Source organism: Burkholderia sp. JPY481 (assembly GCF_038900515.1).
GTDB classification, from domain to species: Bacteria; Pseudomonadota; Gammaproteobacteria; order Burkholderiales; family Burkholderiaceae; genus Paraburkholderia; species Paraburkholderia youngii.
The window spans coordinates 137,405-150,760 of sequence record NZ_JAYMRT010000003.1; the positions used below are offsets into that span (position 1 = coordinate 137,405).

Genomic DNA, 13,356 nt, shown 5'->3' on the forward strand with positions numbered 1-13,356 from the left:
CCCGTCATGGCGCCCCCTTCACCTGCTCATGCGGTTTCTCCACCCCCGCCATGCTCAGCGCCTCATGCAGCGTGCCGAAAATGCAGCGCTCCTCGACGATCGGCGTAATGCCATGCCGATCCATATCCGAGCGCAAATAGCGATTCACCCGCGCAAAGACCACCTCGATCCCATCGCGCTTGAGCGCCGAGCACAACTCGCCCACCGAGCGCGCCGCCGAATAATCGACGTCCGTGATCGCGCTCGCATCGACGACGAACCAGCGCACGGCGTTCGGTGCGTGCTCGATCAGGCGGCGCGCATCGTCGACGAAAAAATGATCGTTCGCGTAGAACAGGTCGGCGCCGAAGCGATAGACGATCAGCCCCGGCGCGGTCTCGATGCCGGGCACCGCAGGCACCGGCACCCACATGCCGTCGCCGTTGGGCGCGAGCATCATCGTGTGCGGGCGGTAGCTGTGCCGCACGTGACGCAGCAAGGACAACGCGACCGCGACCAGAATGCCGTGCTCGACGCCGATCAGCACGACCGCCGCCGCCGTGAACAACGCTAGCGCAAACTCGCCGGGGCTTTCCCGGCGAATCGAAAAGAGCGACTGCACGTTGATCAGGCCGACCGCGATCGTAAACACGATGCTCGCGAGGATGCAGTGCGGCAGATACTGCAGATAACGGCTGAAAAACAGCAGCACGATCACCACGACCGCAGCGAACACGAGCTGCGCGAACTGGCTGCGCGTGCCGGCGCGATCGGCCATCGCGGTCTGCGTCGGGCTGCCGTTGACGACGAACGCGCCGGAAAACGCCGCCGCCGCGTTGGCGGCCGCGATGCCGAGCAGGTCCGCGTTGGTATCGACCGGCTCGTGATAGCGCTCGGCGAACACGCGGCTCGCGGCGGCGCTTTGCGCGACGATCATCACGAAGCACGACGCCGCGACCGGCACGAGATCGAGCATCTGCTGCCATGTCACCAGCGGAATCCGCAGCGGCGGCAAGCCGCCCTCCACCGGTCCGAGGATCGAGATGCCGTGCGCGGCGAATCCGAACACGTCGCTCGCGGCAATGCCTCCGACGACCGCGATCAACGGCACCGGCAGGCGCGGCCAGAACCGCTTGCAAACGAGAATCGCGGCCACCACGAAGAGCGAGATCGCCAGCGTCGGCCGATTGATCTGGGTGGCCTTGCTCACCACGAGCAGCAGTTGATCTACGCTGCGCGCCGCATGTCCGGGCACGCCGAGCATGTCGCCGAGCATCGCGATGCCGACCTGCACGCCGACGCCGGCGAGAAAGCCGACCAGCACCGTGCGAGACAGGAAATCGGCGAGAAAACCGAGTTTGAAGATGCGCGCGACGAGCAGCAAGCCGGCCGTCAGCAGCGCGACCATCGCCGCGAGCGCCGCGTATTCGGCGCTCGACGCTGGTGCCATCGTCTCCAGACGGCTCGCGAAGATCGTCGCGGTGGCCGAATCTGCAGCGACGACCAGATGCCGCGACGCGCCGAAAAACGCGAACGCGATCAGCGGCAGAAACACCGTGTAGAGCCCTGTGACGGCCGGCATACCGGCAATGCGTGCATAGCCGAGCACCTGCGGTATATCCATCGACGCAAGCTGCACACCGGCCAGCGCATCACGCGCCGCCGTAATCCGGCTCAAAGGAAGAATGCCCTTCAGCACGCTGGCACGTGCCGCCATTTTCTGCAGAGAATCTTGCATATGCGATGCCGACCCAAAAACGAAGGTATCGCGCATCGTGCCGCGAACCGGCACGCCAAGGCAAGCCTTGTGAAAGGTAAAACGGGCTAGTGATGAAACGGAAACGAGAAAGCAAACCGAAAGGACGCAAACGGTTGGCCCTTTCAGATTAACGACAAACTAACGAATGCTTGATCGCAAAGCGAAAATCTCCACGGCGTGGCCGCGGAAAGAACGCGCGAAGAAAAACTACCGCTTGAAACGTCCCGTCTGCGGATCCACATGGCGCGCAAAACCAAACAGCGCAGCGATGCCGATCGGACAGGCGATCAGAAAGATGGCCAGCATCACACTCACCCCGTAACAGCTTGTTACAGCGGAGTTTAGAGAAATTTGACGCAAGTTTAATGAGGGAAAACCGCAAAGCAGTATTGCGAAGGATTACGGCGACCTTAAAAAGACCGTCACACCCGTAAGTGAAAACGCGAATGAGCGCGCGACGGCGCTCGTGAAAAAACACGACGAAAAATCGATGGGACTCTGAGGAAAGCCTCGCCGCGTATAGCGGGTAGCCGCGTCGCCATTCAATTCGCGAGTTCCAACCGGCGCCGGCATAACACAGAAGAGACGGCGCGCATCCGCGCGCCAGACATCACACCGCCACGATTAGTCAAACCCTTCTACCGCATTGCGCCATGGGTATTTTTCTTCTGAATCGGCGCTGGTCCGACCGATTCGCGCATCGTCACGCTGACCGGAAACTCGCGGAAGATCTCCCACGTGGTGCCGTAACACTGGTTGATCAGCCAGCGCACCGCGTTTTGCGTCAGGTCTCCGGTCGGAATATGCACCGACGTGAGCCCGGGCGCCGCGTACGCGGCCGAGTAGTCGTCGTCGTAGCTGATCACCGAAATGTCGTTCGGCACCGAAATGCCCGCCTGGTGAAAACGCGCGAGCACGGCGACAGCCATCGTGTCGTTCGCGCAGAACAGGCCGGTCACACGCCGCTGTGTCTCGAGCAGCTTCTGCGCGGCCGCGTAGCCGCCTTCGGGCGAGAAGTCCGATTCGATCAGCAGGACGTCGTCGCGCGCAATGCCGGCTCGCGCGAGTTCGGCGAAAAAGCCGTCGATCCGCATCACGTTGTCCGACGCGGTAGCGGGCCCGGAAATCACCGCGATGTCGCGATGCCCGTGATCGAGCAGCGTGCGCGCCGCGAGTTCGCCGCCGCGCCGATGATCCGCGCTGAACGACGCTTCCGGCAACTGCTCGAACGCGCGATTCAGGAACACCATCTTCGGATGCATGTCATGCAGCATGATCAGGTCTTCGTCGTGCAGATCGTGGCTGATCACGACCACGCCGTCGCAATCGCGGCCGATCAGAAAGCGCACCGCCTCGATCGCCTGCTCGCGCGGCGACACCTCGCCGCAACCGGTCGCGACCACGACATGCCGGCCGACCGCGCGCAGCTCGGTGTCGGTCTGCTTCAGGATCGTGCCGTAGTACGGACCAAAGAAGGTCGGCACGAAGATGCCGATGATGCCGAGCTGCTGCGTCGCCATTGCCCGGCCGATCGACGACGGGCGGAAGTTCAGCGCCTCGATCGCCGCCTTCACGCGCGCCGCGGCATCGGCTGAAATCGGTCCCTTGCCGGAAATCGCTCGTGAGGCGGTCGACATGCCCACGCCGGCCAGTTGCGCGACGTCCTTGAGTGTTGCCACGCGGTTCTCCATCAAGCCTGTCTCGACGAGCCGCTTCGCGCGTGACGCGCCGCGGCGTTATAAGCGCGCGCCGCTCGCTTCGTCGAATAGCGAGACATGCGCGGCGTCGAACGAGAACGCCACGGTGTCATCCTCCGCAATCGGCGCTTTTGTCTGATCGATCGACGCGATCTGTTCGCCATGATAGTCGAGCCAGATCACGCGGTGGTTGCCCATCGGCTCCATCAGCGAAACTTTTGCGCGCTCGCTGGCGCCTGCCGTGATATGCACGTCTTCGGCGCGCACGCCGAGTACGCATGGTTTACCGTGCTCGGGCGCCTGCGTGAACTCGTATGCCGACACGTCGATCTGCGCATTGCCGGAGCAAAAGTGGAGCACGCCGTCGCGGGTTTCGAGCGTGCCCTTCAGCAGATTCATCGCCGGCGAGCCGAGAAAGGTCGCGACGAACAGGTTGTTCGGCCGCGCATAGACTTCGGCCGGCGTGCCGAACTGCTGGATCACGCCGCCGCGCATCACGGCCATGCGCGTCGCGAGCGTCATCGCCTCGACCTGGTCGTGCGTCACGTAGATCATCGTCGCGCCGAGGCTGTGATGCAGCTGCTTCAGCTCACGGCGCAGCTCGGTGCGCAGCTTCGCGTCGAGGTTCGACAGCGGTTCGTCGAACAGGAACACATCGGCTTCGCGCACGATCGCGCGGCCGATCGCAACGCGCTGGCGCTGACCGCCCGACAACTGCGACGGCTTGCGCTTGAGCAGCGGCCCCAGTTGCAGCATCTCCGACGCGCGCGCGACACGCCTTGCGATTTCCGCCTTCGGCGTGCCGTTGATGCGCAGCGCGAACGACAGGTTGCGCTCGACGCTCATGGTCGGATAGAGCGCGTACGACTGGAACACCAGCGCGATGCGGCGATCCTTCGGATCGGCCCACGTCCTGTCCTCGCCGGCGATCTCGATGCTGCCGTCGCTGACGTCGATCAATCCCGCGATGCTATGCAGCAGCGTGGACTTGCCGCAGCCCGACGGCCCCAGCAGCACGACGAACTCGCCGGCGAGCACATCGAGATCGAGGTTCTCGATCACCGTGTTCGCGCCGAGCCGAATCGTCAGATTGCGGACCGCGACATTGGCGGGGTGCGTGAGCGCCGCGGCGTCGGACGCGGCGCCCGCGCTTGCACCCGGCACGGCGGCCGCATCGATCGTATTAGCCATGTCTGTCATGCCTTACCCCTTGACGGCGCCCGACGCAATGCCGCGCACGAACCAGCGGCCCGAGATGAAATAAACCGCGAGCGGAACCATCGACGTCAGAATGGTCGCTGCCATGTTGACGTTGTAGAGCCGCTCACCGGTCGTCGTGTTGATGATGTTGTTCAGTTGCACCGTCATCGGCAGATTCTTCGTGCCCGCGAACACGAGGCCGAGAATGTAGTCGTTCCAGATGTTCGTGACCTGCATGATCAGCGCGACGACGATGATCGGAGTGGACATCGGCAGCATCAGCTGAAAGAAGATGCGCCAGAAGCTGCCGCCGTCGATGCGCGCGGCCTTGAACAGCTCCTGCGGAATCGACGCGTAGTAGTTGCGGAACAGCAGCGTCATCACAGGCATGCCGAACATCGTGTGAATCAGAACGATGCCGGGCAGCGAGCTGAACAGATGCACGCTCGCGAGCACGCGCACGAGCGGATAGATCATCACCTGCACCGGAATGAACGCGCCGACCAGCAGCACGCCGAACAGCAGACCCGCACCGCGCGGCCGCCAGAACGACAGCGCGTAGCCGTTCACCGCGCCGACCATGATCGACAGTACCGTGCTCGGCGCGACGATGCACACCGAGTTCCAGAAGCCGACGCGAATGCCGTTGCAATCGAGCCCGGTACAGGCCGACTGCCATGCGGCAACCCACGCGTCGAGCGTGAAATGCACCGGAAAGCCAAGCAGATTGCCGAGGCGGATCTCGCTCATCGGTTTGACCGACGTAACCAGCATCACGTAGAGCGGCAGCAGAAAGAACACCGCGGCGGTGAGCAGGAACGCGTAGATGCCCAGGCGCGCCGGCGAGAACACCGAACGGCGAGGCCGCGTACGCGCGCGCTGCGGCAGACCGCCTTTGAGCGTGGAATCGAGCGTGTTCATCCTCTCTCCCCGCGCAGCGCCGCACGGCTGCGTGCATAGAAGAACGGCGCGAGAACCGCGAGCACCGTCGCGAGCAGCACGATCGATGCAGCCGACGCAAGGCCGATATTCGCGCGTCCGAACAGATAGTCCATGATGAATTTGGCCGGCACTTCGCTCGCGGTGCCGGGGCCGCCCTGCGTCATCGCGACGACCGCGTCGTACAGCTTGACGACCATCACGAACAGCAGCACGAACGCGGTCGAGATCGACGGTCCGAGCATCGGCACCACGATGCTCGCGTAGACCCGCCAGCGTGGAATGCCGTCGATGCGCGCGGCTTTCCACAACTCTTCGTCGATGCCGCGCAGGCCCGCGAGCAGCAGCGCCATCACGAGACCCGAAGCCTGCCACACGGTCGCGATCACGATCGTGTAGATGACCCAGTCCTGATCGACGATCCAGTCGAAGCGCGCATGCGGGAAGCCGAGGTTGCGCAGCACCTGCTGCGCACCGAGCGACGGATTCAGAATCCACTGCCATACGAGCCCGGTCGCGACGAACGACATCGCGTACGGATACAGAAACACCGTGCGCAACGCGCCTTCGGCGACCACGCGCTGATCGATGAAGATCGCCAGCAGCAAACCGATCACCATGCACGCGATGATGAAACACGCGCCATAAATCACGATGTTCTGCAGCGACATCAGCCAGCGGTCGTTGTGGAACAGCCGCACGTACTGTGTGAGACCCGCGAAGTCATTCGACGGAAACGTGCGCGAATTGCTGAGCGACACGCGCGCGGTCCAGACCATCGTGCCCAGATACGTGAACACGACGGTCAGGAGCATCGGCAGCAAGGCCAGCCAGACCGCGATCGAAAACCGCCGGTTCAGCGGCTTGCTTCGCGGCCTGGGTTGCGACTTGCCCGGTGGGTTCGAACCCTCGGCTGGCAGCTTGAGCGCGTGCATGGCGAGGCCTAGCCCTTCAGCGCGCTGGCGAACGCTTTCTGCGCGTCGTCGACTGACTGGTTCTTGTTCCAGAAGTTCGTCACGACGTCGGTCAGCGCACCTTGCGTATCCGGTGACAGCAGCATTTCCGGATTCGGCAACTGACGCGACTTGTCCTTCATGATCGCGATGCCCTCCTTGGCGCAGACGTCGAGGCTGCTTTCGTCGACGTCAGAGCGGATCGGAATCGAGCCCTTCTTCGCGCTGAACGCGACCTGCGCTGACGGCGAGGTCATCACCGTGGCGAGCAGATTCTGCGCTTTGATAGCCGACGCGCTGTCGGTCTTCGGGAACACGAATACATCGCCCGCGACCAGATACGGCGAGCGCGGACCGAAGCCCGGGAAGCAGCCGAAGTCCTTGCCCGCGGTCTGATTCGCCGCGACGAATTCGCCCTTCGCCCAGTCGCCCATGATCTGAACGCCGGCCTTGCCCGAAGTCACGAGCGCGGTCGCGTCGTTCCAGTTGCGGCCAGGCGAGCCCGGGTCGACGTAATCGTGCAGCTTCTTGAACGACACGAGCACCTTCTTGAATGCCTCGGAATTCACCGCGGTCTGATCGTGATCACGATAGACCTTCATATACAGGTCCGGGCCGCCCACATCGGCGAGCACCGCGTCGAACGTGATCTTCTCCTGCCACGGCTGACCGCCGAACGCGAGCGGAATCACGCCCGCGCTCTTCAGCTTGCCGAGATCGGCGATGAATTCATCGTAGCTTTTGGGCTCGCTCGCGATGCCCGCTTTCTGGAACACCGGCTTCGAGTAGAAGAACCATGCCGGCATATGAATGTCGACCGGCGCCGCGTAGAAATGGCCCTTCACGCGGATACTGTCGAGAATCGATTGAGGGAAAATGCCGTTCCAGTTTTCTTTCGCGGCGACGTCGTCGACGTTATTCAGGAGTCCCTGATCGATCAGATCGTGGAACTGTTTCGACGTATTGAACTGGGCGGCGGTGGGTGGATCGCCGCCGACGATGCGGTTGATCGCGGTGGCGCGCGCCTGGTCACCGCCGGCCACCGCGTTGTCGACCCATTGGCCGCCGGCCTTGTCGTATGCGACGGCAAACTGACGAATCGCGGCCGATTCGCCACCCGAGGTCCACCAGTGAATCACATTAGCCTTGAGCGGCTCCGCGTGCGCGACGACGCCATACAGCGCCAGTGCCGCAACTACGCCTCGCAAGACCATTCTGTTGCTGTTCATTCCGTCTCCTCCAGGCTCCGCGCCCGTGTGTCAAGTCGAAATACCAACCAGCTCCACCCGGTTTTACATCGTTGCTGCGTCGTTCTGATTGTGTTTATTGCGCCTGCGCATTGCGATCTTCGAGGAACTTCGACACCAGCTCCGCGCTGCGTTTAATCGTGCGCTTCTGCGTCTGGTAGTCGACGTGCACGATGCCGAAGCGCCGCTCATAGCCGAAAGCCCACTCGAAGTTGTCCATCAGTGACCACAGGAAATAGCCGCGCACGTCGACGCCCGCCTTGATCGCCTGATCGACCGCGGCGAGATGGCGCTTCAGGAACGAAATGCGCTGTGTGTCCTCGACACGGCCGTCGATGACCTTGTCGTCCGATGCCATGCCGTTCTCGGTGATGTAGATCGGCGGCAGATTGACATAGGTGTCCTTGAAACCGGTCAACAGATCGCGAAGACCGTCAGGGTAAACCTCCCAACCCATCTGCGTACGCTCGACACCTTCGAGCGGCACGTCTTTGAATCCATGCGCACCGTCGCTCGCCACATTGGTGCGGAAATAATAGTTGATGCCGAGGAAGTCGAGCGGCGTATTGATCGTCTGCATGTCACCTTCGAGCACCAGCGGCTCGCTGCCCGGCCACAGCTCGAACAGGTCTTGCGGATACTCGCCCTTGAACAGCGGATCGAGAATCCACGCGTTGTGCTGAACTTCGAACAGTTCGGCCGCGCGATGGTCGGCGGCGCTGTCGCTATTCGGCGTGCCGCGCCCGACGTTCGCGACGATGCCCTTGTGCGAGCGCGGATCGTTCGCGCGCAGCACCGGAATCGCGAGCCCGTGCGCGAGCAGCAGATGATGCATGGCCTGCGCGGCGAAACGCACGTTCGAGAGTCCCGGCGCGTGATGGCCGTTGCCGTAGCCGAGATACGCCGAACACCACGGCTCGTTGAGTGTCGCCCACGCATCGACGAAGCCGTGCAGTTCGCGGCTCATCAGATCCGCGTAATCGACGAAACGGTACGCGGTTTCGCGATTGAGCCAGCCGCCGCGATCTTCGAGATGCTGAGGCAGATCCCAGTGATACAGCGTGACGAAAGTCGTGATGTTCTTCTCTTTGAGCCGTCCGAGCAGGCGCTTGTAGAAGTCGAGCCCCTTGTGGTTCGGCGCACCGTTTTCGTCCATCACACGCGGCCATGCGGTCGACAGCCGGTACGCTTCGAGGCCGAGGCCCGCGAGCAGATCGACGTCCTGTTCCCAACGATGATAGTGATCGCATGCGACGGCACCGGTGTCGCCAGCCAGCACCTTGCCCGGTGTCGCCGAGAACGTGTCCCAGATCGACGGCAGGCGGCCGTCTTCGTTGACCGCGCCTTCGATCTGATACGACGCGGTGGCCGCGCCGAGCAGGAAATCCTGGCGCCATAGCGACGAATCGGCGGGCGGTGTGAATGGATCGGAATGCGGGTCGCCGTGAGCGGTGGATTGTTCGGCGTCGACGACTGCGGATGCGTTGTTTACCACGGATTCTCTCCTGCAATGAGGTCGTTGAACCGGGTGTGGTGGAACTCGATGCGCTCTCGTTCGAACTTACTGTGAACGCTTAAGTGGAAGCGCTTCCACACTGTCGAGTGAACGATAACAGCGGCGAAATCGGAGCAGCAATCCGGGTTTGTCTGGAGAGGGTTTCTCGCATCCGTGCGAGGGTTATGCGGAGCGCATCGAGGTCGTTCGACTGCAGCGGATGGTTGCGGCCTCGACGAAAATTCCGAGCAGCCATTCAACGCTAAACCCAGATCGTTGACAATCGGCTTATCCACTTAGGTATGGAAGACGATTGCGATGAGCGAATTGAATCTGTCGAAACTTATATTGAGAGAAACGTAAAAGGAACGTAAAACATTGTCAGATTATGAACACCGCATGGATTGCGCATTGCGCCGGACTCTCTTTCCCGATTAAAAAGTTGGTTCGCGTAACGCGTATCAACCAATCAAGGGAGGACAACACGAGATGCCGATTCCTGCTTATATGTGGCTAAAAGATGATGGCGGCGCAAACATCCAAGGTTCGTCAACCGTTCAGGAGCGCGAAGGAAGCATAGAAATTATCAGCTTCGGACACGGCGTGAATCTGCCGGTTGATGCTGCCAACGGCAAGATCACAGGCGCGCGCGCACACTCGCCGGTTGCATTCGAAAAGGAATTCGACCGCGCAACGCCGTATCTGTACAAGGCCGTGGCGACCGGTCAAACGCTTCAGTCGGCCGAGATAAGGTGGTATCGCATCAACGATGCGGGAAAAGAGGAAGTGTATTTCGTGATGCTTCTCGAAGGGGCGAAGGTGTGCGGCATTAATCCCGGCATGGCTAATACGAAACTCGCAGAGGCGTCCACGCTCAATCACGTCGAGGCGGTATCGATGATGTATGAGCGGATCACGTGGCACTATCTCGATGGCAATATCAAATACACCGACTCATGGAATGAGCGCACTTGAGCGGGGGGACAATGGCGGTCACCGGTAAATTCATTGTCAATAACAAATGGCTGTCACCGCTCACGATGAATGGCATTGGCACATTCAACGCGTATTCTGGAAACGAGCAATACCGTAATCGCGGCGGTTGCACTATGGTTCCCTCAAACGGTCCGATCCCTGCCGGTAAGTACTGGATCGTGGACCGGCCTACAGGCGGCGTCGGGTCTCGCGCATGGGCTTCGATAAAGGACACCGTCAATTCAGCGATAGGCGCACCGGTCGATCACAACGAGTGGTTCGCACTTTATCGCGATGATGGTCTGATCGATGATTTCACGTGGGTCAATGGTGTGAAGCGTGGAAACTTCCGGTTGCATCCGGCAGGTGGCCAGGGTCAGTCACTTGGCTGTATTACCATGCCGAGCCATGTCGATTTCATGCGTATCCGCTCCGCGCTGCTGCGCACCGGGAAGATTCCGACCGGTAACTCGGGGCTGAAGGCATACGGAACAATCGAGGTCATCATCTATGGCAACACTTGTCCGTAGGCTGTTCAAGGTGGCGCTCTTTGTCGGCCTGTTCTGTCTTGCCGTGCCCTACGTCCACACTTACCCGATACCCATGCCAGCGAGTCAGGCGCGCGGTTGGTTGCACGCCGCCAACTGGCTCGGCATTCGTGACCCTGATGACCTATACATTCCGCTCATCCTTCTGGTTGATCTGATGGTTGCGGCGCTTGCCTATATCGCGATCATGAGGTTATGCCGGGTCTGGCGGCGCTGTCGCTCGCGTGCCTGATGAGCAGCACAACCGGACCCGCTTCGCGCGGGTCTGTTATTGCATGCGCGCGACCCTGTTACGCTGCTGTTTTCTGAACCCATCGCCGCCATCCGACCCGCATGAAAACCGGCTCCGTTTCCCTCGGTGACGTCGCTGCGCGCGCGACGCATCTTGAGGTCGCCTGTACGCGCTGTAAACGTCGCGGCCGCTCCCGGCTCGCGAAGCTGGTTGCATCGCTTGGTGCCGACTTCCCGATGACGGATCCAGGCCGCGAGATAACCGATTGCACGCGCAGGAATGCCACCAATGGCAGGTGCGCTGCGAGGTGTACTTTCCCGAGCTTCCGAAGATCATGAGCGGCGACGCGCGACTCCGGCCAGAAGCGGCAGAAGCACCGGACGACGACTGATTCAAGTCAGCGCTCGATCACGGCGAAGCCTGCGCCGGGTTCCGTTTTCTTCCGGCTCTTTCCATCGTCTTGCGCAATGCAGAGGTGGGAAAATTGGTCGACATTGAATTGCCTCACCGTTTTTATTGTTTCTGATTTGCTAGCCGGGTGCATCAGAATGCAACTCAGGCTCACGTCGCTGGCGTGCATGTCGTGGAGTGCGAGGAGACGCCCCGTAAGCGAGGTTGGCACGGAACGCTTCGTACCGGCAAACCACCGTCTCCGTTGATTTCGCTATGCGCGTTAGTCGCCGCGACGCAGCACTCGCGCGGCAATTCTGCCGTGAGGAAAAATGGCGCGGTTATCAGACACGCCCACATTTCACATCGGTTCTATTTATCGAGCGAATGCGCTCGTCTACGGCTTGTCGTCCTCGCGATCGGGGTCGATGTCGGGATCGAGCGGCGGCTCGTCCGGGTCCTGCGATGGACCGATGTCGGGCAGATCCGTCTGCACGACGTCGGACTGATCCGGCCGGATCGGGTTTTCGTCCTTGTTCGGTGTAGTGGCCATGGCCGGTCCTCCTTGGGTCGTTGCCATGCTGAAATGACAGCAAGTTCTGCTCCCGATCAAGAGGTGGCCATGCCCTTTGCGCTCACAAATCGAAGCCCATCTGCGAACGGCCAAGCTCGGTGAGATCGTCTGCCGTCGCGCGGCCGACGAAATCGACTTCGAAATGATCCGCCGGAAAATCCGGCGGGCTCCTGCCTTCGAGAAAGCTCGGCAGTTGCCGCTTCAGGTACGCATCGTTTTTCGCACAGGCCGGCAGCGAAGCGATATACATCACGTTGCTATAACCGTTGCCGCGATGCGCGTCTTCGACCGCGTGAATGACGTCGCTATGCCAGAACACGGTATCGCCCGCCTGCATCAACGGAATCGACGACAGCGCATGAAACAGCGGCGCGTGATACTCGGACTTGATCGACAGCGCGCGACCCGGCATCGCTCCGCACAGATCGTCTTCGGCGACGTCGTCCTGCAGCGCGCGCAACAGGATGTAGACCATCGAGTTCGCCATCGGCACCAATTGCAGCGTGCCGTCGCCGGGGCCTTGCGGCGTCAGCGCGGTCCAGCCCTGGAACGTGCGGAACATCGAACAGACTGCCGGCGAAGCGATCTCCTCGACTTCGGTGCGCCACGCGGCATCGAACGGATCGTAGTCGCGCCAATGGCCCGAGAACACATCGCGATAGACCTTGCGGAAATTCGGCTCGATCCAGCGCTCGACCGAACCACCGTCGCAATGCGCGGACAATCCGAGCGATTCCGATCCGGGCGGCCGACGACGCAGGCGGTCCGCATACACCGGCACATGGTTCGGATCGAAATGCACGCGCCCTTCGCTCTCGGCGCGCCACAGCCGGTTCAGGAACACGCGGGCCTGCGTGAGTTCGATCGATTGACGCGCGAGTACCTGCGGCTTCGACCAGTACACACCGTAGATTTGCGGCTTGCTCGAAGCGAGCTGGCCGAAGTACTTGTCTTCCGCGCGATTCAGCAGCTTGGCGTCGAGGTCGTTGCGCTCGACGTATTCCGCGATGTCCTGATCCCATCGCTCGACGAGCGACCGGTCGAACACCTTGCGGATCACACAGGCACCGCGAGCTTTGACGAGAGCGATCTGCTCGTCGGTGACGCGGTTCGCCACGATGTCGGCGAACTGGATTTCCGGAATCACAGGCTCGCCCCGATCACGTAGTGTGGCGATTCGCTCCGCCTCCTTCGTCATCGCCGCCGCGACGTCGGCGAACACTTCACGGTAGTTCGGCAGCATTGCTCGCAGTTCGCGCTTCGCTTGACGGGTGGCTGCCGGCAGGTCGTCGATTTGCAAGGCCATTGCATCGTCTCCATTGAGGTTTCTGATGCTTGAAGCGTACGCGAACGAGCAGTGCGCGCGTG

The 13,356-nt window shown here is 61.6% G+C and carries 12 protein-coding genes; 3 read left to right on the forward strand and 9 right to left on the reverse strand.

Annotated features, from left to right (window positions below; translation table 11 throughout):
- Positions 1–4: 4 nt before the first annotated feature.
- The 7 genes from VSR82_RS09965 to VSR82_RS09995 all read right to left on the reverse strand — a co-directional run bounded on the left by VSR82_RS09965 (position 5) and on the right by VSR82_RS09995 (position 9,269).
- Positions 5–1,717, reverse strand: coding sequence for a SulP family inorganic anion transporter (locus VSR82_RS09965; RefSeq protein WP_429457332.1), 1,713 nt, complete (start codon positions 1,715–1,717; stop codon positions 5–7).
- A gap of 659 nt (positions 1,718–2,376) precedes the next feature.
- Positions 2,377–3,429, reverse strand: coding sequence for a LacI family DNA-binding transcriptional regulator (locus VSR82_RS09970; protein ID WP_410850373.1), 1,053 nt, complete (start codon positions 3,427–3,429; stop codon positions 2,377–2,379).
- A 45-nt stretch (positions 3,430–3,474) separates the two neighbouring features.
- Positions 3,475–4,635, reverse strand: coding sequence for an ABC transporter ATP-binding protein (locus VSR82_RS09975; RefSeq protein ID WP_498857665.1), 1,161 nt, complete (start codon positions 4,633–4,635; stop codon positions 3,475–3,477).
- 3 nt (positions 4,636–4,638) lie between these two features.
- A complete protein-coding gene (locus VSR82_RS09980) occupies positions 4,639–5,556 on the reverse strand; it encodes a carbohydrate ABC transporter permease (RefSeq protein ID WP_410850371.1) in 918 nt (305 codons plus the stop codon).
- A complete protein-coding gene (locus VSR82_RS09985; protein ID WP_368585824.1) occupies positions 5,553–6,509 on the reverse strand; it encodes a carbohydrate ABC transporter permease in 957 nt (318 codons plus the stop codon). Before VSR82_RS09985 ends, VSR82_RS09980 begins: the two co-directional genes overlap by 4 nt.
- An 8-nt stretch (positions 6,510–6,517) precedes the next feature.
- Positions 6,518–7,756, reverse strand: coding sequence for an ABC transporter substrate-binding protein (locus VSR82_RS09990; RefSeq protein WP_368585825.1), 1,239 nt, complete (start codon positions 7,754–7,756; stop codon positions 6,518–6,520).
- Between the two features lie 94 nt (positions 7,757–7,850).
- Positions 7,851–9,269 carry a GH1 family beta-glucosidase gene (locus VSR82_RS09995; protein ID WP_429457328.1) on the reverse strand — a complete coding sequence of 473 codons (1,419 nt, stop codon included), beginning with the start codon at positions 9,267–9,269 and terminating at the stop codon, positions 7,851–7,853.
- A 489-nt stretch (positions 9,270–9,758) separates the two neighbouring features.
- On the opposite strand from VSR82_RS09995, the gene VSR82_RS10000 reads away from it, so the two are divergent.
- From VSR82_RS10000 to VSR82_RS10010, 3 genes are read left to right on the forward strand one after another with little or no spacing between them, the layout of a single operon-like run.
- Positions 9,759–10,244: an Hcp family type VI secretion system effector gene (locus tag VSR82_RS10000; RefSeq protein ID WP_429457326.1), complete on the forward strand. Its 486-nt coding sequence runs from the start codon at positions 9,759–9,761 to the stop codon at positions 10,242–10,244.
- A gap of 11 nt (positions 10,245–10,255) precedes the next feature.
- Entirely contained in the window at positions 10,256–10,774 is a 519-nt protein-coding gene (locus VSR82_RS10005) for a DUF2778 domain-containing protein (RefSeq protein WP_429457324.1), read from the forward strand.
- Positions 10,755–11,024 carry a hypothetical protein gene (locus VSR82_RS10010; RefSeq protein WP_368585828.1) on the forward strand — a complete coding sequence of 90 codons (270 nt, stop codon included), beginning with the start codon at positions 10,755–10,757 and terminating at the stop codon, positions 11,022–11,024. The genes VSR82_RS10005 and VSR82_RS10010 overlap by 20 nt, the downstream gene beginning before the upstream one ends.
- Before the next feature lie 787 nt (positions 11,025–11,811).
- Here the strand turns inward: VSR82_RS10010 and VSR82_RS10015 are convergent.
- Positions 11,812–11,967, reverse strand: coding sequence for a hypothetical protein (locus tag VSR82_RS10015; protein WP_368585829.1), 156 nt, complete (start codon positions 11,965–11,967; stop codon positions 11,812–11,814).
- 82 nt (positions 11,968–12,049) lie between these two features.
- Positions 12,050–13,294, reverse strand: coding sequence for a DUF1479 domain-containing protein (locus VSR82_RS10020; protein ID WP_429457320.1), 1,245 nt, complete (start codon positions 13,292–13,294; stop codon positions 12,050–12,052).
- Positions 13,295–13,356 lie beyond the last annotated feature (62 nt).